23 protein-coding genes are annotated in these 18910 nt (G+C 63.6%); 13 read left to right on the forward strand and 10 right to left on the reverse strand.

Features of this window, described 5'->3' with window-relative positions; translation table 11 throughout:
- Nucleotides 1–15: 15 nt before the first annotated feature.
- Together trpA and trpB are read right to left on the reverse strand one after the other, a co-directional pair.
- Nucleotides 16–801, reverse strand: coding sequence for a tryptophan synthase subunit alpha (gene trpA / locus RMO89_RS02755; protein WP_310531082.1), 786 nt, complete (start codon nt 799–801; stop codon nt 16–18).
- Nucleotides 802–1000: 199 nt separating this feature from the next.
- Nucleotides 1001–2236: a tryptophan synthase subunit beta gene (trpB, locus tag RMO89_RS02760; protein WP_310531083.1), complete on the reverse strand. Its 1236-nt coding sequence runs from the start codon at nt 2234–2236 to the stop codon at nt 1001–1003.
- 223 nt (nt 2237–2459) lie between these two features.
- On the opposite strand from trpB, the gene RMO89_RS02765 reads away from it, so the two are divergent.
- Nucleotides 2460–2927, forward strand: coding sequence for a hypothetical protein (locus tag RMO89_RS02765; RefSeq protein WP_310531084.1), 468 nt, complete (start codon nt 2460–2462; stop codon nt 2925–2927).
- A gap of 52 nt (nt 2928–2979) precedes the next feature.
- On the opposite strand, the gene RMO89_RS02770 is transcribed toward RMO89_RS02765, so the two are convergent.
- The 4 genes from RMO89_RS02770 to purB form a co-directional block, all read right to left on the reverse strand.
- Nucleotides 2980–3621 carry a phosphoribosylanthranilate isomerase gene (locus RMO89_RS02770; protein ID WP_310531085.1) on the reverse strand — a complete coding sequence of 214 codons (642 nt, stop codon included), beginning with the start codon at nt 3619–3621 and terminating at the stop codon, nt 2980–2982.
- A gap of 7 nt (nt 3622–3628) precedes the next feature.
- Entirely contained in the window at nt 3629–4309 is a 681-nt protein-coding gene (pyrF, locus tag RMO89_RS02775) for an orotidine-5'-phosphate decarboxylase (RefSeq protein WP_310531086.1), read from the reverse strand.
- Between the two features lie 10 nt (nt 4310–4319).
- Nucleotides 4320–4649: a LapA family protein gene (locus RMO89_RS02780; protein WP_310531088.1), complete on the reverse strand. Its 330-nt coding sequence runs from the start codon at nt 4647–4649 to the stop codon at nt 4320–4322.
- 69 nt (nt 4650–4718) lie between these two features.
- Nucleotides 4719–6032 (reverse strand): adenylosuccinate lyase, encoded by a 1314-nt coding sequence (gene purB, locus RMO89_RS02785; RefSeq protein ID WP_310531089.1) that lies wholly within the window; start codon nt 6030–6032, stop codon nt 4719–4721.
- 339 nt (nt 6033–6371) lie between these two features.
- On the opposite strand from purB, the gene RMO89_RS02790 reads away from it, so the two are divergent.
- Together RMO89_RS02790 and RMO89_RS02795 are read left to right on the forward strand one after the other, a co-directional pair.
- Nucleotides 6372–7586 carry a cytochrome P450 gene (locus tag RMO89_RS02790; RefSeq protein WP_310531090.1) on the forward strand — a complete coding sequence of 405 codons (1215 nt, stop codon included), beginning with the start codon at nt 6372–6374 and terminating at the stop codon, nt 7584–7586.
- 8 nt (nt 7587–7594) lie between these two features.
- Complete coding sequence (locus tag RMO89_RS02795; RefSeq protein ID WP_310531091.1) at nt 7595–7915, forward strand: 2Fe-2S iron-sulfur cluster-binding protein; 321 nt, start codon at nt 7595–7597, stop codon at nt 7913–7915.
- Between the two features lie 4 nt (nt 7916–7919).
- On the opposite strand, the gene RMO89_RS02800 is transcribed toward RMO89_RS02795, so the two are convergent.
- Nucleotides 7920–8636, reverse strand: coding sequence for an NRDE family protein (locus tag RMO89_RS02800; protein ID WP_310531092.1), 717 nt, complete (start codon nt 8634–8636; stop codon nt 7920–7922).
- Between the two features lie 16 nt (nt 8637–8652).
- Nucleotides 8653–9372, reverse strand: coding sequence for a RadC family protein (radC, locus tag RMO89_RS02805; RefSeq protein ID WP_310531093.1), 720 nt, complete (start codon nt 9370–9372; stop codon nt 8653–8655).
- Between the two features lie 68 nt (nt 9373–9440).
- Between radC and RMO89_RS02810 the strand changes: the two genes are divergently transcribed.
- The 10 genes from RMO89_RS02810 to RMO89_RS02855 all read left to right on the forward strand — a co-directional run bounded on the left by RMO89_RS02810 (nt 9441) and on the right by RMO89_RS02855 (nt 17105).
- Complete coding sequence (locus tag RMO89_RS02810; RefSeq protein ID WP_310531094.1) at nt 9441–12671, forward strand: YdbH domain-containing protein; 3231 nt, start codon at nt 9441–9443, stop codon at nt 12669–12671.
- Nucleotides 12672–12718: 47 nt separating this feature from the next.
- Nucleotides 12719–12937 carry a YnbE family lipoprotein gene (locus RMO89_RS02815; RefSeq protein WP_310531095.1) on the forward strand — a complete coding sequence of 73 codons (219 nt, stop codon included), beginning with the start codon at nt 12719–12721 and terminating at the stop codon, nt 12935–12937.
- Entirely contained in the window at nt 12937–13329 is a 393-nt protein-coding gene (locus RMO89_RS02820; protein ID WP_310531097.1) for a YdbL family protein, read from the forward strand. The genes RMO89_RS02815 and RMO89_RS02820 overlap by 1 nt, the downstream gene beginning before the upstream one ends.
- 201 nt (nt 13330–13530) lie before the next feature.
- Complete coding sequence (locus RMO89_RS02825) at nt 13531–13851, forward strand: AtpZ/AtpI family protein (protein WP_310531098.1); 321 nt, start codon at nt 13531–13533, stop codon at nt 13849–13851.
- Nucleotides 13852–13946: 95 nt separating this feature from the next.
- Nucleotides 13947–14708 (forward strand): F0F1 ATP synthase subunit A, encoded by a 762-nt coding sequence (locus RMO89_RS02830; protein ID WP_310531107.1) that lies wholly within the window; start codon nt 13947–13949, stop codon nt 14706–14708.
- 50 nt (nt 14709–14758) lie between these two features.
- Entirely contained in the window at nt 14759–14986 is a 228-nt protein-coding gene (locus RMO89_RS02835) for a F0F1 ATP synthase subunit C (protein WP_101798446.1), read from the forward strand.
- 95 nt (nt 14987–15081) lie between these two features.
- Complete coding sequence (locus RMO89_RS02840) at nt 15082–15573, forward strand: ATPase (RefSeq protein ID WP_310531099.1); 492 nt, start codon at nt 15082–15084, stop codon at nt 15571–15573.
- Nucleotides 15566–16123 (forward strand): hypothetical protein, encoded by a 558-nt coding sequence (locus RMO89_RS02845; RefSeq protein WP_310531101.1) that lies wholly within the window; start codon nt 15566–15568, stop codon nt 16121–16123. Before RMO89_RS02840 ends, RMO89_RS02845 begins: the two co-directional genes overlap by 8 nt.
- Nucleotides 16124–16233: 110 nt before the next feature.
- Nucleotides 16234–16725 (forward strand): hypothetical protein, encoded by a 492-nt coding sequence (locus tag RMO89_RS02850; protein WP_310531102.1) that lies wholly within the window; start codon nt 16234–16236, stop codon nt 16723–16725.
- 80 nt (nt 16726–16805) lie between these two features.
- Nucleotides 16806–17105: a hypothetical protein gene (locus RMO89_RS02855; protein WP_310531103.1), complete on the forward strand. Its 300-nt coding sequence runs from the start codon at nt 16806–16808 to the stop codon at nt 17103–17105.
- Nucleotides 17106–17120: 15 nt separating this feature from the next.
- On the opposite strand, the gene gloB is transcribed toward RMO89_RS02855, so the two are convergent.
- Together gloB and RMO89_RS02865 are read right to left on the reverse strand one after the other, a co-directional pair.
- Entirely contained in the window at nt 17121–17897 is a 777-nt protein-coding gene (gloB, locus tag RMO89_RS02860) for a hydroxyacylglutathione hydrolase (protein ID WP_310531104.1), read from the reverse strand.
- A gap of 139 nt (nt 17898–18036) precedes the next feature.
- On the reverse strand, nt 18037–18910 hold an 874-nt coding region (locus RMO89_RS02865; protein ID WP_310531105.1), incomplete at its 5' end, for a S1 RNA-binding domain-containing protein.

Here is an 18910-nt window from a genome sequence, read left to right on the forward strand (position 1 = left end):
CTCTTGAAAGGAGTCTTATCGCGCAGAATGGACCGCGCCTGCAAGTGCGCGGGTCAGTTCCTCAACCGGCCCGGCAGCATCAGCGCCGTGCTGCGCCACGAGATCGACCAGCGCCGAGCCGACAACCACGCCGTCCGCGTGACGGGCGATGGCGGCGGCCTGTTCTGGCGTGCGCACGCCGAAGCCGACCGCAACCGGGATCGTCGCCGAAGCCTTGATCCGCGCGACGGCTTCCTCGATCGAGGTCTGCGCCGCCTGCTGCATACCGGTGATGCCGGCGACCGAGACGTAATAGAGGAAGCCCGATGAGCCATCGAGCACGGCAGGAAGCCGCGCCGCATCGGTGGTCGGCGTGGCGAGGCGGATCAGCGAGACGCCGACGGCGCGGAGTGCCGGGCCGAGTTCGGGATCTTCCTCGGGCGGAATGTCGACGCAGATCACGCCGTCGACGCCAGCCTTCTGGCATTCATTCGCGAACCATTCCGGCCCGCGCGTGATCATCGGGTTGGCATAGCCCATCAAGACCAGCGGCACTTTCGGATGGCGCGCGCGGAAGTCGGCGGCGATACGGAAGATGTCCGCCGTCGTCGTTCCCGCACCCAGCGAGCGCAGGTTGGCGCACTGGATCGCCGGACCATCGGCCATCGGATCGGTGAACGGCATGCCCAGCTCGATCACGTCCGCCCCGCCTGCGACGAGTGCGTCGAGGATCGCCGGGGTGGCGTCAGGTGTGGGATCACCGCCGGTGATGAAGGTGACAAGGGCGGGACCCTTGGCGAAGGCGGAGGAGAGGCGGGTCATTTTCTGCGAAACACCAGATTGCCTAGGAACAAGATAATCGCCGAAACGATCGCTGACAGGGGAAGAATGTATGTCGGTGTTGCAGTCGCCCAATAATCTGGATGAATGCCATGATAGAATGTGGTGCCGTAAATGAGCCAAACAGGCAGGTATAAGACAACGGTCAACACCGCTCCGATCGCAAGCCAAGTCGGCTTGTTCACAACTCGACCCCCAGATGCTCCGCGACCGAGAAGATGTCCTTGTCACCGCGACCGCAGAGGTTGGCGAGGATGATGCTGTCCTTCGGCATCGTCGGCGCGACCTTTTGCACGGCGGCGATGGCGTGGGCGGGTTCCAGTGCGGGAATGATGCCTTCGGTGCGGCAGAGCAGCTGGAAGGCGCTCAGGGCCTCTGTGTCGGTGACGCTGGTGTAATCCACGCGGCCGATTTCCTTGAGCCATGAATGCTCAGGCCCGATGCCCGGATAGTCCAGACCCGCGCTGATCGAATGGCCTTCGAGGATCTGGCCGTCATCGTCCTGCAACAGGTAGGTCTTGTTGCCGTGGAGTACGCCGGGGCGTCCGCCGGCAAGGCTGGCGGCGTGGAGCTTGTCGAGCCCGTGGCCCGCCGCCTCGACGCCAAGCATCTTGACGCTGGCATCGTCGAGGAAGGGGTGGAACAGGCCGATGGCATTGCTGCCACCGCCGATTGCCGCGACCAGCAGGTCGGGCAGGCGGCCGGTGCGCGACAGCATCTGTTCGCGCGCTTCCTTGCCGATCACCGACTGGAAGTCGCGGACCAGTTCCGGATAGGGGTGCGGGCCGGCGGCGGTGCCGATGATGTAGAACGTGTCATGGACGTTCGCGACCCAGTCGCGCAGCGCTTCGTTCATTGCATCCTTGAGCGTGCCCGCGCCGGCGGTGACGGGCACCACCGTCGCGCCGAGCAGCTTCATGCGGAACACGTTGGGCGCCTGGCGCGCCACGTCGGTCGCGCCCATGAAGATCACGCAAGGCAATCCGAAACGCGCGCAGACCGTGGCCGTGGCCACGCCGTGCTGGCCCGCTCCGGTCTCGGCAATGATCCGCGTCTTGCCCATGCGCATGGCGAGCAGGATCTGGCCGACGCAGTTGTTGATCTTGTGCGCGCCCGTGTGGTTCAGCTCGTCGCGCTTGAACCAGACCTGCGCACCCATCCCGGGCAGGGCAGATTTGGCCAACTCCTCGGTGATCCGGGGCGCGAAGTAGAGCGGGCTGGGCCGGCCAACATAATGTTCGAGCAGATCGTCGAATTCCGCCTGGAAGGCTGGATCGAGCTTGGCGGCACGGTAATGCGCCTCCAGATCAAGGATCAGCGGCATCAGCGTTTCGGCGACATAGCGTCCACCGAACTGGCCGAAGTGGCCGCGCTCGTCCGGCTGGGCGCGGTACGAATTGGGGCTTGGCGCGTTCATGGCTGGCGCTTGGCAGAGAGCCGCGACTGAGTCCAGTCTTTGCCTTTGAGAGGCGTTTTCAATCGCCCGTTCATGCCCATGAAAGATTGTGTTGCGCCGCAGCAACACCCTGTTGCGATGCCGCAATTATGACACCATTTGTTCATTGCGGTGAAATGTAACCCGGCCTAACCGGCCTCCGCCCCCGGACAAGAAGGGGCATGAAAACTCAGGAGTTTATCTTATGAAGAAGCTGATTCTCGCACTGGCCGCAACGGCCGCTTTCGCCTCGCCCGCAATGGCCAACGAAGGCCGCGTTGAAGCTCGCGGTGGCGTAATCTGGTTCGGTGCCGGTGGTGGCAGCGAAGACACGTACGGCATCGCTGCTGGTTACGACTTCGACCTCGGCAGCTCGGCTTTCGCCGGCGTTGAAGCCTCGGGCGACATCGTCAATGCTACCGGTTCGAAGGTCGCTTTCGGCCTGACCGGTCGTCTCGGCGCCAAGGTTGGTGGCAACACCAAGCTGTTCGTCGACGGTGGCTACACCTCGGAACCCTGCAACACCTGCGTTGACGCGGTTCACGCTGGCGTCGGCGCCGAAATCGGCTTCGGCAGCAACATGTACGGCAAGCTCGGCTACCGCCACTTCTTCACCAACGGTGGTGCTGCCGATTCGGACAGCGTCGTTGCTGGTCTCGGCTTCCGCTTCTAATAGCAAGCCGAACTGAATAAAGAGGGGCGGTCCGGCAACGGGCCGCCCTTTTTTATGCGCAGCGGGCGGCCTTGCAGAAGGCGGCAATCTTGTCCGCATCCTTGATCCCCGGAGCGCTTTCGACGCCAGATGAGGTGTCGACCAGCGGCGCTCCGGTCAGGCGGGCGGCCTCGGCGACGTTCGTGGGCGAGAGGCCTCCGGCCAGTCCCCAGGGCACGCGATTTTTCCAGCCCGCTAGCAGCGACCAGTCAAAGCTCAGCCCCATGCCGCCAGGCAGCGTGCCTTTTGGCGTCTTGGCATCGAACAGCACCAGATCCGCCGAGCCGATATAACGCGCTGCTCGCTCGACATCTGCGGTTGAGGCAATTGGTACGGCCTTCCACACCGGCAAGCCGGTCTGCGCTTTTACCAGCGCCACCCGTTCGGGGCTTTCCTCACCATGAAGCTGCACCGCATCTAGCGCGCCGGCGGCGACGGCATTGGCGATTGTCGCGTCATCGGCATCGACGAACAGGCCGACCTTGGTGACATGGCCCGCAGCCCTTGCCCCTAACCGCTGGGCCTCTGGCAAAGCCAGGTGCCGAGGGCTGCGTTCAAAGAACACGAAGCCGCAATATTCCGCCCGTGCCGCGATCACGGCGTCGAGTGCCCCGGCCGAATTAACGCCGCAGATCTTGATCCGGGGCGCCGGCATCAGCGGTTCAAAGCGTGGCTTCTATGGCCCGCGCGGCGGCTACCGGGTCTTCGGCGCGGCTGATCGGGCGGCCGATGACCAGCACCGAAGCGCCGCCATCACGGGCCTGCCGGGGCGTGACAATGCGCTTCTGGTCAGCCTGGTTGCCGCTGCCTGCTTCGGTCGGGCGCAGACCGGGGACGACGAAAAAGCCGTTCTTCCAGCGTCTGTGAATCTCGCCGACTTCGTGACCGGAACAGACGATACCGTCGAGCCCGGCTTCGCCCGCCAGATCGGCGAGACGCAGCGCCTGATCGTGCGCGCTGCCGCCAACGCCGGTGGCGGCAAGGTCGTCGTCGTCCAGACTGGTCAGAACCGTCACCGCAACAACCTTGGTGCGTTCACCCGCTGCGGCCTTGGCATCTTCCATCATCGCGCGTCCGCCGGAGGCGTGCACCGTAACGATCGCCGGTTCGAGCACGTGGATCGCCTGCATGGCCGATGCGACGGTGTTGGGAATGTCATGCAGCTTGAGGTCGAGGAAGATCGGCAGCCCGACATGGGCAATCTCGTGCACGCCGTGGTGGCCATGGGCGCAGAAGAATTCGAGCCCCAGCTTGAGCCCGCCAACGTGGCCCTTGACCTTCTGGGCGAGCGCAAGCGCGGCGTCGAGGCGGGGCAGATCGAGGGCGAGGTAGATCGGGTTCACAAATGCTCCGTCAGTTGGCCGGGTTTTCAGGCTGCGCGTCAGCAAGGCTGGTGGTCGAAAGCGAAGGCGCGACGGTGATCGTGGCGGCGTCCTTCAGACTGGAAATCTGCCGGTTCAGCCGCCACCGCGTGCCGGTGTGCAGCAGCCACATCGGCAGCATCCCCAGCAGGAAGGCAACCAGCAGCAGCACCGGCAGCTTCGTTTCCAGTATCAGGTTTTCCCAGATCTTCACTTCAACTACGTTCCAGTTGTTGAAGCCAAAAATCAGCAGCGCGATCAGCAACACAACCCACACGACAGTCCGGATAATCTGCATCGGATCGAGCCCTTTCCCGTTCACTTGGCAGCGATGCTAGGCGTGATGCCTTGCCGGAGCAAGGCGTTGCAGGCCTTGGGCATACGCAGCAGTTTACTCGCCGAAGACCCGCGCAAAGATCGTGTCGATGGCCTTGAAGTGATAGTCGAGGTTGAACTTGTCCTCCAGTTCGGCGGCGGTCATCACCGCGCTCACTTCGGGATCAGCCTTGAGCAGTTCGAGCAGCGACAATTGCCCGTCGCTCTCCCAAACCTTCATCGCGTTGCGCTGGACGAGGCGGTAGCTGGCATCGCGTTCCAGCCCGGCCTGCGTCAGTGCGAGAAGCACGCGCTGCGAGTGAACAAGACCGCCCATCTTGTCGAGGTTCTTCTGCATCCGCTCAGGATAGATCAGCAGCTTGTCGACCACCCCGGTCAGGCGGGCGAGCGCGAAGTCCAGCGTGATCGTCGCATCGGGGCCGATGAAGCGTTCGACCGACGAGTGCGAGATGTCACGCTCATGCCACAGCGCCACGTTTTCCAGCGCCGGGGTGACGGCGGAACGGACCATGCGGGCCAGGCCGGTGAGATTCTCGGTCAGGATCGGGTTGCGCTTGTGTGGCATCGCCGACGAGCCCTTTTGGCCGGGCGAGAAGTATTCCTCGGCCTCCAGAACCTCGGTGCGCTGCAAGTGGCGAATTTCGATGGCTAGGCGCTCAATTGACGAGGCGATGACTCCCAGCGTGGCGAAATACATGGCATGGCGATCGCGCGGGATCACCTGCGTCGATACCGGCTCGACTGCCAAGCCGAGCTTTTCGGCGACATATTCCTCAACCGCCGGGTCGATGTTGGCAAAAGTACCGACCGCGCCCGAAATCGCGCAGGTCGCCACTTCGGCGCGCGCTGCAACAAGGCGGGCGCGGCAGCGGGTGAATTCGGCATAGGCCTCTGCCAGCTTCTTGCCGAAGGTCGTCGGTTCGGCGTGGATGCCGTGGCTGCGGCCGATGGTCGGCGTGTACTTGTGCTCCAGCGCGCGGCGCTTGATCGCGGCGAGCAGCGCGTCGATGTCGGCGATCAGCAGATCGCTCGCCTGGGCCAGCTGCACCGACAGCGTGGTGTCGAGCACGTCGGAGCTGGTCATGCCCTGATGCATGAAGCGCGCCTCTGGGCCGACCTGCTGGGCCACCCAGTCAAGGAAGGCGATGACGTCGTGCTTGGTCACGGCTTCGATCGCGTCGATCGCGGGAACGTCGATGGCGGGGTTCGTCGCCCACCAGTCCCACAGCGCCTTGGCGCCCGAAGGCGGGACCACGCCCAGTTCGCCCAGCTTCTGCGTGGCGTGAGCCTCAATCTCGAACCAGATGCGATAGCGCGCTTCCGGCTCCCAGATGGCGGTCATCGCGGGGCGGGCGTAGCGGGGGACCATGTTTCGACTCCTATCGGGCTGTGCGCGTGCCGCTAGGGCGAGGGGGCGCGGAAGGCAAGGGGTGGAGGGCGGTTCGCGGCGCGCACGTTAATACTATAGACACTGTGGACACAGTCCTGAGGTTAAGCTCGCAGGCTCCGAATGCCCGAACGCCGCGCACCTGGCGCGGCGTTTGGGGACTGATCGAGATGTCGCGGGGCAGGCCGCTTGCGGGGAATTCGACATGGCGCGCACCTTGTCAGCCCCAGGTCATGTAGGAAACGGCATTGGTGCTGTCCTGCGGCGGCAAAGCCACAACGAGCGCTTGTCATGTGATATAGTATAGCTCATAAGTATCTGATGGCTACACGAACTGATAGTGCCCCCGTCACGTGTCCGCTCGGCCACGGCCGCGATGATCGCAAGAGCGCAGCGCTGGCCGACGCGATGCTCACCCCCCAAAAGGGCGCGCGGGTCATCGAACGCTTTTATCCAGCGCGCGAAACGCTGCGTTCGGCCAAGGTGAGGCAGGCCGGTGCCCATTCCGCCGACACGGACATTTCCGATCCTGCAAAAGTCTCGTTCTTCTTCCTTGATGGGAACGAGCACCGCAAACGCCGCGCCTCTGTCGCCGGTCTTTTCGCGCCCAAGACCATTGTGAACCGCCACCAGGTGGTGATGAACCGGACGATGGACCTGCTTGAGGCCAAGCTGAAGGCGCGCGGATCGATGCCGCTCGATGAACTCAGCTTCCAGATGGCGGTGGATGTTACTGCCGACATCATCGGGCTGACCAATAGCGATTCGAACGAGAATCTGGCCCAGCGGATCAAGGCCGTGCTCGACAGTTCGGCATCGCGCCGGCCGGGGCTTTTCGGCAATCTGGTCTTCGGCGCGCGAATGGCGTGGCGGGTTGGGCAATTCTATCGCAAGGACCTGAAACCAGCGATCGACGCGCGGCGCAAGGTGCCGCAGGACGACGTTATTTCGGCAATGATCAAGGACGGCTCCGGGCGCAAGCTTATGACCATGGAAGCGCTGTCCTATGGCGGCGCGGGCATGATGACGACGCGCGAATTTATCGTCATGGCCGCTTGGCACTTGTTCGAAAATGAGGCGCTGCGAACGCGGTATCTGAACGGCGACGAGGCGGACCAGCTCGCCATATTGCAGGAAATCCTGCGGCTGGAACCGGTCGCATCGCTAGTTCACCGCCGCGTTGCCGAACCGATCGCGGCCGAAGAAACCGGTGGCGAAGCCAGCACGGTTGGCGAAGTGGTTGCAGTCAACATTCGCGCCGTGAACACCGATGAGGCGATCACCGGCCCGTGCCCCTATGAGCTTGACCCTGACCGGGCGAAGCGGATGAAAGTGCTTGGCCCCTATCTCAGCTTCGGGGACGGCGCGCACCGCTGCCCCGGCGCGCAGGTGGCCTTGCACGAAACGCGGATTTTCCTCGACCGGCTGTTTCGCCTGCCCGGCATTCGGCTGGTCAGCGAACCGACGGTGCTTTGGAATGCCTTCATTCAGGGCTATGAACTGCGCGGCGCGGTTGTCGCCTGCGATCCGGGCTGATTGGGGCGATGTCGCAGGTTACCTTCATTGCTTTCGATGGCAGCAAGATGCTGATCTACGCGGCGGCCGGACTGTCGCTGATGGAGAATGCTGTCGCTAATGGCATCGACGGCATCGAAGCGCAGTGCGGTGGCAATGCCTATTGCGGCACGTGCCGTGTCATCCCGGTTGGCGAATGGGCCGTGCGGCTGGGCACGCGCGGCGATGTCGAGGAAGGGCTGCTGAGTTCGCTCGACGAAGGCAATGCTCTGGTCCGGCTTTCGTGCCAGATCACCGTGAGCGAAGCGCTGGACGGGCTGGTGGTGCGATTGCCTGAGAGCCAGAGTTGAGGGTTCAGCCGCAGTTGAAGGCGAGCTCGGTCTCGCCTGATGGAATTCCAGCCGCGTCAAACCGCCGTTCGATAATCCGGCCCAAGCCGGTAGCATCGACCGCGATCACCGTTGAACAGCGTGTCCCATAGACCGGGTCCTTGATGAACACGCCGGACAGGCGCGGTTCGGGATCGGTGCGGCGGCTGTCGACCGGTTCGCGCGCAGTTTCATCGCGCAGAGCGACGAACAGGTGGGCTAACCCGGCGTCTCCTTCCAGCCAGTTAGACAGCGCGCCGCTCAGCTGCATCGCCTTGGGCCAGGGATGATCGTACGGACCATTGGAAATGCCGTGGACGCCGGGCGGCAGGGTCTCGCTCGATTGCGGCCAGTTGGTGACAAAGCGCAGCCCGCCCGGTCCGGCACAGAACAGGTTGAACGGGTTCATCGCTTTGGTATCGCCGAGCACTTCGCCCTTCAGCCACCCCGTCACTAATCCGCCTCGCGTCAGTCGGTCTGGCTTGGGAAAACCCTCGACCCGGTGATTAGTGACCAGAGCAAACCGGCCCGCCGCATTCACACCCAGCCACGTTCCTCCCGCCCGCAAGTCACGCCCGGCGATGGTGCCATCGTCCCAGAGCGTCAGGGGTGCGGTCGGGCGTTCGTGGAATTCATCGCGGTTTGCTGCCACCACCAACCGCCAGCGTGGATGCGCGTTCCAGGCGACGGCGGCTACGCACATGGAGGTTGGGCACACATCAGATCAGCCCCTTCGCCTTCAGGCTGACATGGCCTTGCCGCCCGATGATCACGTGATCGTGAACCACCACGCCGAGCAGGCGCCCGGCTTCGGCAATCTTGTTGGTGATCTGGATATCGGCGCGGCTGGGCTCGGGGGAGCCGGAGGGGTGGTTGTGGACGAGGATGATCGCGCCCGCGCCAAGGTCGAGCGCGCGCTTGATGATCTCGCGAGGGTGGACGGCGGCTTCGTCGATGCTGCCTTCGCCTTGCACTTCATCGGCGATCAACTGGTTGCGCACGTCGAGGAACAGCACGCGCACCTGTTCGACCTTGAGGTGGGCCATGGCAATCGTCAGGTAATCGATCAGCGCCTGCCATGACGCGAGCAAGGGCCGGTCCTCCACGCCCGCCTTTGCCAGCCGCCGCGCCGCAATGGCAACAATCTTCATGGCCGCCGCGCTCGTCTCGCCCATGCCGGGGTGGCCGGCCAGCGTGCGCGCGTCGGCGTTCAGCACGCCGGCCAAGGAACCGAAGCGCGTGAGGAGCGTTCTGGCGAGGGGTTTGACGTCCTTGCGGGGGATCGCGGTCATGAGCAGGTATTCGATCACCTCATGATCGGCGAGAGCATCTTCGCCGCTGCCGACCAGCCGGGCCCGCAGGCGCGAGCGGTGGCCGCTGGGATCATGACCCGGCTTTGGCGCGTCTTTCTCGCCTGCAAACAGTTCGCTTGTCGCCACGGGTTCAGGTCTCCGCAAGTCTGGTGGCAGCATTGCCTTTCGATTGCCAAACGCGCAAGTGTGAGAAGATGACGCAAGAGGCCGATATTGCAGCGGAAATCGAGGAGGTGGTCAAACAGGCCCGCCGCCGCTGGCCGCTGGTGCTCGGCATGTTCTTGCTGGTCATCGCCATCGCGCTCGGCATTACCTGGCTGAACCGAGAACGTATCGCTGACAATGTCGTGGGCAGCCAGCTCGAAAAGCTGGGCTTGCCGGGGACGTACAAGATTGAATCGATCGGCCCGCGCCGGCAGGTCGTTACCAATGTCGTGATCGGCGACCCGGCCGACCCGGACCTCACCGTCGAGCGCGCCGAAGTGCAGATCATTCCGCGCTTCGGCTGGCCGGTGATTGGTGAGGTAAAGCTCATCAAGGCAAGACTTTACGGCACGGTCCGCCAAGGTAAGGTGAGCTTTGGCACGCTCGACAAGGTGCTTTTCTCCGGCAAGAAGGACACCGAATTCCGCCTGCCTGACATGGACGTCGTTCTGCAGGACGCCCGCGCGCGGATCGATGGCGATCTCGGCTTGATCGGCTTGAAGGCCGAAGGCGCGGGCAACCTGCGCTCGGGCTTTGCCGGGGAACTCGCGGCCATTTCCGAGAACCTCGCGATCAAGGGGTGCAGGGCGGGACAGGCATCGCTTTACGGCAAGGTGACGATCACCGGCGAGCGGCCCACTTTCATTGGCCCGATGCGCCTCGCCTTTCTGGAGTGTCCGGCGTCGGGCCTGACGCTGCGCGATGCGGCGGTGCAGGTCGAAGGCACGCTCGACAAGACCTTAGACGGCGGGGATGCCACGCTGGTGCCGCGCATTACCGGGCTTGATCTGGGCACTAACCGCCTCGGCGCGATCGGCGGCAAGGCGGACGTTTCGTATCGCAAGCAGGCGATGAACGCGCGCTATGAACTCATCGCTGGAACGCTCGCTACGCCGCAGCTTTCGGCGGCGCGGGTGACGCTGAACGGGGCGCTCCGCAGCGCCGATGACTTCGCGAAGATCGAAAGCGACGGCAAGCTTACCGCTGCTGATCTGCGCGTCGGCAAGGGTCTTGATGCCGCGTTGGCCTCGGCGCAGAAGTCTGCGGCCAAGACGCTGGCCGAACCGCTGCTCGCGCAGCTGCGCGGCGCTCTGGCCCGCCATGCGCCGGATAGCCGGATGAATGCCGATTTCGTCCTGCGGCAGACCGGGCAGATCACCAATCTGATCGTCCCGCAGGCGACCGTGACCGGTGGTAGCGGCGAGGTCATTCTTGGCGTGTCGCGCGGCGAGCTCGTGACCGGCGGCGCGCCGGCACCGCGGCTCGCGGGCAATTTCCAGACGGGCGGGGCAGGGATGCCGCGCATCACCGGCATGCTCGAACGCCGCGCCGGGGGCATGACGCTGATCCGGATGGCCATGGCCGACTATGCCGCGCGCGGAGCCAGCCTTGCCATTCCGCAATTGGTGCTGGCGCAGGGGCCGGACGGCACGCTCGGCTTTGTCGGCAATGCGCGGCTGAGCGGGGCGATCCCGGAAGGTTCGGTCAAGGGTCTCGAAGTGCCGCTCGATGGCCGCTGGGCCCCCGGTCGCCAGCTCGAATTGTGGCGAGGATGCCGCCAGATCCGCTTTAATGAATTGACCTTTTCCGGCCTGACGCTGGGCCGCGAGGCGATCGATCTGTGCCCCGGCGCGGGCGGAGCGATCGTGCGATCGACGGCGCAGGGCCTGGCCATCGCCGCGCGCACCGGACGGCTCGACCTGAACGGTCGACTGAAGTCCACGCCGATCCGCATCGTCAGCGGCGCGACCAGCTTTTCCAATCCCGGTACACTCTCTGCCGACAAGCTGGTCATCACCATCGGCAACAGCGCCAGCCCGACCGAATTCCGCATCGGCACCCTGCGCGCCAATGTCGGGCAAGCCTATGACGGCACTTTCGCCAATACCGAGGCGCGGATCGGCGCCGTGCCGCTCGACATTGTCGAGGCGCAGGGCAAATGGCGCTTCGCCGGGGGCAAGCTCAACCTCAGCGGCAGCAGCTTCCGCCTGCTTGACCGCGAGCAGGTCGACCGCTTCGAACCGCTGATCGCGCGCGATGCCGTGCTCGAAATGGCGGGCAATCGCATCACCGCCAGCGCCCTGATGCGCGAACCGCGCAGCGACCGCGCGATCGTGCAGGCCGATATCGTCCACGATCTCAATACGGCGGTGGGTTTTGCGGACCTGTCGGTGCCGGCGATCACCTTCGACGGCCGGCTCCAGCCCGATACGATCACCGCCATCGCGCGCGGTATTGTCGCCAATGTGCGCGGCATCGTTACCGGCAAGGGGCGGATCGACTGGAATGCCCGCGGCGTCACCAGCACCGGATCGTTCACCACCGAAGGCATGGACCTCGCCGCGCCGTTCGGTCCGGCCAAGGGCGTGTCGGGCACGATTGTCTTCACCGACCTGCTCGGCATCGTCACCGCGCCCAACCAGAAGCTGCGCATGGCCTCGGTCAATCCGGGGATCGAGGTTGAGGACGGGGTGCTGACCTATCAGATCAAGCCGAACCTGCAGCTGGATATCGACGGCATCGAATGGCCGTTCATGGACGGTACGCTGACCCTCCTGCCCACGCGCCTGAACCTCGGCCTGGCGGAAGTGCGGCGCTATGAACTCAAGGTCGTCGGGCTAAACGCCGCGCGCTTCCTCGAACGCATGGAGATCGGCAACCTCTCCGCCAACGGCACTTTCGACGGCACCCTGCCGCTGGTGTTCGATGAAAACGGCGGCAAGATCGTCGGCGGCCTGCTCACCTCGCGACCGCCCGGCGGCAATGTTTCCTATGTCGGCGAGCTGACCTACAAGGACTTGTCGGCCATGGGCAACTTCGCCTTTCAGGCGCTGCGTTCGCTCAATTACAAGAGCATGACCATTGCCATGGACGGTGATCTTGACGGTGAGATGCTCACCCGCGTCCGTTTCGAAGGCGTCAAGCAGGGTGAAGGCACCAAGCAGAACATCATCACTCGCCAGATCGGCAAGCTGCCGATCCAGTTCAACGTCAATATCCGTGCGCCGTTCCAGAAGCTGATCGCCACGGCGCGGATGCTTTATGATCCCACCGCACTGCCCGACCCGCAAAAGTTGGGGCTTATTGACGCGCAGGGAAAGCCGATTCCGCAAGCAGCACCACAGCCGCCGCAAGTCCCGGCACCGAGCCCAACGCCCAGTCCCATCAATTCGTCGCCCGCACAGGGCGTTCAGCCTCCTGAAAGTGAGAACAGGCCATGATGCATCAAGAATTGACCGGATGCGCTTCGCTTGCGACAGTCCCTGCCATGACAGGGTATCTTAAGGGAACGCGGCGTACGGGCTGGCGCGTTTACGCGGCGGCGGTGCTGGTGGGCGGCGTGATGGCGCTTTCCGGTTGTGTATCGGTGGCAGCACCGGACAAGCCGATCGTCATCGAGCTGAACATCAACATCAAGCAGGAGGTTGTCTTCCGTCTGGCGCAAGACGCGCAAAAGACGGTGGCAGAAAATGGAGACGTATTCTGATGAAAATCCGTAGCGGATTTCTTCGTAGCACTCAGGCCGCTGTTGTGGCGGCCCTGCTACTCACCTCGGTTGCGGCCAGCGCCCAGCGCGATCCGGCCTATGCCGCCGCGCGTGCGGCAGGCCAGGTGGGTGAAAAGGTCGATGGCTACCTCGGCATGGTCGGCAATCAGGGGCCGGACATCCGGCGACTGGTCGATGACATCAACATCAAGCGCAAGGCGATCTATTTCCAGAAGGCGCAGGAACAGAAGGTCACGCCTGACGAATATGCCTTCTCCACCGGCTGCATCAACATGTCGAACGTAGCCGCCGGCGAAAAGTATCAGGCGCCCGACGGTTCTTGGCAGACCCGAGGTGCCGGGCCGGCGATGAAGCATTCCAATTGTCCGTGACTTGCGGGCTGGATGCGGTGAATAATCAGGGCCTCGCCTTTCCTGGCGGGGCCCTTTTTCATGTTCCGAAGGCCCCATCGCGCCGGCGCTCTTTCGCACATGCAGCGGACCCGGTTGACTCAAGGGGCACCTCTGCTAAGGGGTCGGCGCCCTCGGCGGGCAGCCGCCATTGTGCCGATCTTCCCTTAAAAGGAGCCTGGCATGAATGATGAGCCGCCCGCACGGGACCCCATTGCCGAGGATGCGCGAATCGATTCGCTCGAAAAGCGGCTGCAAGCCGCCAAAGAGCGGGAAGAAGAGCGCAACCGGCCAAGTTCGAGCGCCTCTACCGATGCGAATTACCGCATGGGTTCCAGGGTGCTCTCGGAGCTTGTTGGGGGCATCGGTGGCGGTGCGCTGATAGGATGGGTTTTTGACCGGTTCGTTGGCACTTCGCCCTGGGGTCTGCTGGTCATGATGTTCCTAGGAATCATCGTTGCCTTCAGGAACATCATCCGGATTTCGAACCGGCGTCCTGACTGAACGCTCCCGAATGGGGGTGCAGAAGGGGCGGCGTTTCACTTGGTTTCAGGCAAGAGGACAGGCGCGTGGCAGCCGAACAGGGCAAAGTTGATCCGATGCACCAGTTCAAGATCGAGCCGATGTTCGGCACCGATCACTGGGAAGTCGCGGGTTATCACATCCCCTTCACCAATTCGTCGCTGTGGATGGCTATCGCCACCGTAGTGCTGTTCATTTTCGTGGCAGGCGGCATGAAGCGCCAGCTGGTGCCCGGCCGCTGGCAGATGGCGGTCGAATCGATGACCGGCTTCGTCGATGGGCTGCTCTCCGCCAATATCGGCAAGGCCGGCAAGAAGTACGTGCCTTACGTCTTCTCGCTGTTCATGTTCATTCTCTTCGCCAACGTGCTGGGCCTGCTGCCGCTGGGCCTGATCCCCGGCGTGCACCCTTTCACCTTTACCAGCCACTTCACGGCCACCGGCGTGCTCGCGATCATGAGCTTCGCGATCGTGCTGATCGTCGGTTTCTGGAAGCACAAGCTGCACTTTTTCAGCCTGTTCATCCCGCACGGCACGCCGCTGCCGATGATCCCGCTGATCTTCGTGATCGAACTGGTGTCCTTTATGGTCCGCCCGTTCAGCCTTGGCCTGCGACTGTTCGTTGCCATGATGGCCGGCCACGTGCTGCTCGAAGTGCTTTCGGGCTTCGTCATCTCCGGCATCAATGCCGGCCTGGGTATCGGCCCGGTCGTCTCGGTCCTCAGCTTCGCGCTGATGGTGGCGATCTGCGCGCTTGAAATCCTGGTCGCCGGCATCCAGGCCTACGTCTTCGCGCTGTTGACCTCGCTTTACATCAACGACGCCGAACATCTTCACTAAGCCGTATTTTTTCCAACCAACACGTATTTTGAGAAAGAGGAGTTAGTACCATGGAACCTGCAAGCGCAAAGCTGATCGGTGCTGGTCTCGCTGCAATTGGCGCCGGCATGGCCGCCATCGGCGTGGGCAACGTCTTCGGTTCGTTCCTTGAAGGCGCACTGCGCAATCCGGGCGCGGCTGATGGCCAGCAGGGCCGCCTGTTCATCGGCTTCGCCGCCGCTGAACTTCTCGGCCTGCTTTCGTTCGTCGTCGCGATGATCCTGATCTTCGTCGCCTGACCTTCGATTGACCAAGACTTGACCGGCCGGGGCTTGCGTCCCGGCCGGCCAGCTTCTTGAACTGACCTGATGATTTTCCCCGACGGGACCCGCCAATGCCTCAGATAGCGCAACTTGCCGAGACATATGCCAGCCAGATCTTCTGGATGCTGCTGTTCTTCGGCCTCGTCTTTTTCGTCGTCGGCCGGGGCATGGTGCCCAAGGTCATGGCGACCGTCGAAGCACGTGACAGTCAGATCGCGGCAGACCTTGCCGCGGCCGGTGCTGCCCGCACTCAGGCGGATGCCGAGGAAGAGGCCTGGCGCGTCCAGTCGAACGCCCAGCGCGCGCAGGCTCAGGCCCTGATCGCCGCGGCCAAGGCCAAGGCGGCCACGGCCACCGAAAAGAGCCTCGCCAAGGCGCAGGACAAGATCGATGCCCAGCTTGCCGAAGCGGAGGCCCGTATCGGCGCCGCCAAGGACAAGGGCCTGGCCGAAGTCGCCGGCATTGCCAGCGATGCCGCCAGCCAGATCGTTACCCGCCTGACCGGCGCCGCGATCGATGCCAAGCTGGCCGACAAGGCCGTGAAGGAGGCGCTCAATGCTTGATCTCGCTCTCCTCGCTGCTGCTGCCGGCCACGCTGCTGGCGCTGCCGAACACGGCGCCGCACACGTTGAACCGGTCGCTTTCGGGCTGACGCCGCCGATGTGGGTTGCCCTGTCGATGGCCACCCTGATCGGCATCGCCATCTATCTTGGTGTGCCCAAGATGCTTACCGGCATGCTCGACAAGTCGATTGGCGAGATCCGCAAGCAACTCGACGAGGCCAAGGCCCTGCGCGCCGAAGCCGAGGCACTCCGCAAGGAATATGCCGACAAGATCGCCAATGCCGAAAAGGACGCAGCTGAAATGCTCGACCATGCCCGGCACGAAGCGGACGCTATTGTCGCCAAGGCGTCGGCCGACGCCAAGTTGACGATCTCCCGCCGCGAAAAGATGGCGCAGGACAAGATCGCTGCCGCAGAACGTGGCGCGGTTGACGAACTGCGCGCAACGGCCGCCGAAGCCGCCGCCGCCGCCGCGGCTCGCCTGATCGCCGACAATCACGGCGCCAAGGCTGACAAGGTGCTGGTCGACGACGCCATCGGTTCGATCTGACAGATTAGAGTTTTCAGCGACGGCTGAATCCGGAAGACCCCCGCTTCGGCGGGGGTTTTTTGTTGGTACGGGGCAGGTTGCCGCATAGTCTGGCGAGGGAGGATGCCTGTATGTCGCCAAATCGCTATTCCGCTCTCGTTGCTGGCTTGGCGCTCGCAAGTCCGGCGCTGGCGGCAGACACCGCCCCGATCGAGTTGTGGAACGGCTTCACTACCGCGAGCACCAAGGCAGAGATCAAGGCGTTCAAGGCCGCCAAGCCGAAGCGCAAGGTTGAGGTATATCCCGGTTGCATCGCTGAGATGGGCTACCGGCATTCAGGCGACCGGCTGGTCTCGATCATCTTCCTTGGGCAAGACCGAGAAGCGAATTGCTTTGCCCGGATGTTCGCCGACCTGCGCGGCAAATATGGCGTCCCGCAGACCGAAGGCACGACCTTCGGCAGCGTCATCGGCTACGGTAGCCAGGGTGCCGCTCTCGACACCACTTCGGCCGGCACCCTGTTCATCTGGCGCGAAGTTGAGAAGAAGACGAAAATCGTCAAGTCACCAGGCAATGGCTACAACCTCATTTTCACGGTTCGGCCAGACAAATACATTTACTGAGATCGAGCGCTGGAATTTGGCCAAGCCAAGCGCGGGCCAAAGGCGTTGGACCGGGATCGCAAATGCGTTAGGCTGTGGCCATGACCACACTCTACGATGTTCGCCTGCCTCAGCAGTCCAGCCGCCTCCGCCTCGCGCTGTGGGGTTTTGCCGGACTGCTGTTGCTGATCCCCGCCGTTGCCATGCAGTTCTCCTCTGAAGTGAACTGGGGCAAGGAAGACTTCCTCGCCGCCGCCGTCCTGCTGGCGGCCGCCGGGCTGGGTATCGAACTCGCGGTTCGGCTGATCAAGTCGCGCGGCGCGATGTTCGTTGCGATCGCCGGCGTACTGGCGGTCCTGCTGCTGGTATGGGCGGAACTGGCTGTGGGGATCTTCAGCTAGAGCTCGCCCGCGCGCTCAGAAATTGTTCTTCGCTTCCCGTAGCGCCGCGAAGGTCGCCACGGCATCACCCACCTTTCCGCCCAGATTGGCCCACCGCGCCTGAAGGTCTGCGTTATCCGCGCGCAGGAAGGGGTTCGTCGCCAGCTCGCGCGCAAGTGCAAACGGAACGGTCGGCCGCCCTTCAGCGCGGGCCTTGCCGATCGAGCGGCAATAGTCCTGCAGCGCCTCGTTCTCCGGATCGGCGTGGAGCGCGAACCTGGCGTTGCTCTGGGTATATTCGTGCGCGCAGTAGAGCGCGGTCTCGGCGGGTAGCGCCTTGATCCGTTGCAGGCTCGCCCAGAACTGCGCTGGCGTGCCTTCGAACATGCGGCCGCAGCCGAGCGCGAACACGGAATCGCCGACGAAGGCGATTTTGGCAGCGGGCAGGTGATAAGCGCAGTGGCCAAGGGTGTGTCCGCCGACATCAATCACGTCAGCCTCCCAGTCGCCCAGACAGACGATTTCGCCATGCATTACCGTGCGGTCGATCCCGGCGATTTTCTCCGCTTCGGCAGCCGGGGCGATTATCTTGCAGCTGGTCGCCGCCTTGATCGCCTCGTTCCCGCCGGCGTGGTCCGGGTGCCAGTGCGTGTTCCAGATGGCGCTAATCTGCCACCCCTTCTTGCGAGCCTCGGTCAGGTAAGCGTTGGCATCAGGCGTATCGATGCAGGCGGTTTCGCCGCTCATCGTGTCGTGCAGCAGAAAGCCGTAGTTGTCGCCGAGGCAGGGGAACTGGTGGACTTCGATGGCCATGGTTCAGATCCTCTCACCGGCAGACAGTCTGCGCGTGATCTAGTCCGCCACATGGCAAAACAAAAGCCCGCCCGGATGGTTCCGGACGGGCCTTTGATTGCAGCTACCTTAGGTCCCCGCCTGCGCGGGGCGCTAGTGCTTACTTCTTGCCCTTGAGCGCTTCGCCCAGGATGTCGCCGAGCGAGGCACCCGAGTCGGACGAACCGTACTGTTCCACGGCTTCCTTCTCTTCGTGCATCTGGCGTGCCTTGACCGAGAAGTTCGGCTTCTTCGAACGATCGAAGCCGGTGACCATGGCGTCGAACTTCTGGCCGACCTGGAAGCGGTCGGGGCGCTGTTCATCGCGGTCGCGGCCAAGGTCGCTGCGCTTGATGAAGCCCGTGGCGCCATCGTCGCCAGCCTGAACTTCAAGGCCGCCATCGCGGACTTCGAGGACAGTGACGGTGATGACCTGGTTCTTCTTCAGGCCCGACGACGAAGCTGCAACGCCGGCTGCCGGAGCACCCTTTTCAAGCTGCTTCATGCCAAGGCTGATGCGCTCCTTCTCGACATCGACGTCGAGAACGATGGCCGAAACCTGCTCGCCCTTGCGGTGCAGAGCCAGCGCGTCCTCGCCCGAGATGCCCCAGGCGATGTCCGACATGTGGACCATGCCGTCGACATCGCCGTCGAGGCCGATGAACAGGCCGAATTCGGTTGCGTTCTTGACTTCGCCTTCGACGGTCGAACCGACCGGGTGTTGGTCAGCGAAGGCTTCCCACGGGTTCTGGACAGCCTGCTTGAGGCCAAGGCTGATGCGGCGCTTGTCCGAATCGACTTCGAGAACGAGCACATCGACTTCCTGCGAGGTCGAAACGATCTTGCCGGGGTGAACGTTCTTCTTGGTCCACGACATTTCCGAAACGTGCACCAGGCCTTCGATGCCGGCTTCCAGCTCGATGAAGGCGCCGTATTCGGTGATGTTGGTGACCGTGCCCTTGAGCTTGGCGCCAACCGGGTACTTGGCGGCAACG

Origin of the sequence: Novosphingobium sp., from assembly GCF_031424035.1 — a bacterium.
GTDB lineage: Bacteria > Pseudomonadota > Alphaproteobacteria > Sphingomonadales > Sphingomonadaceae > Novosphingobium.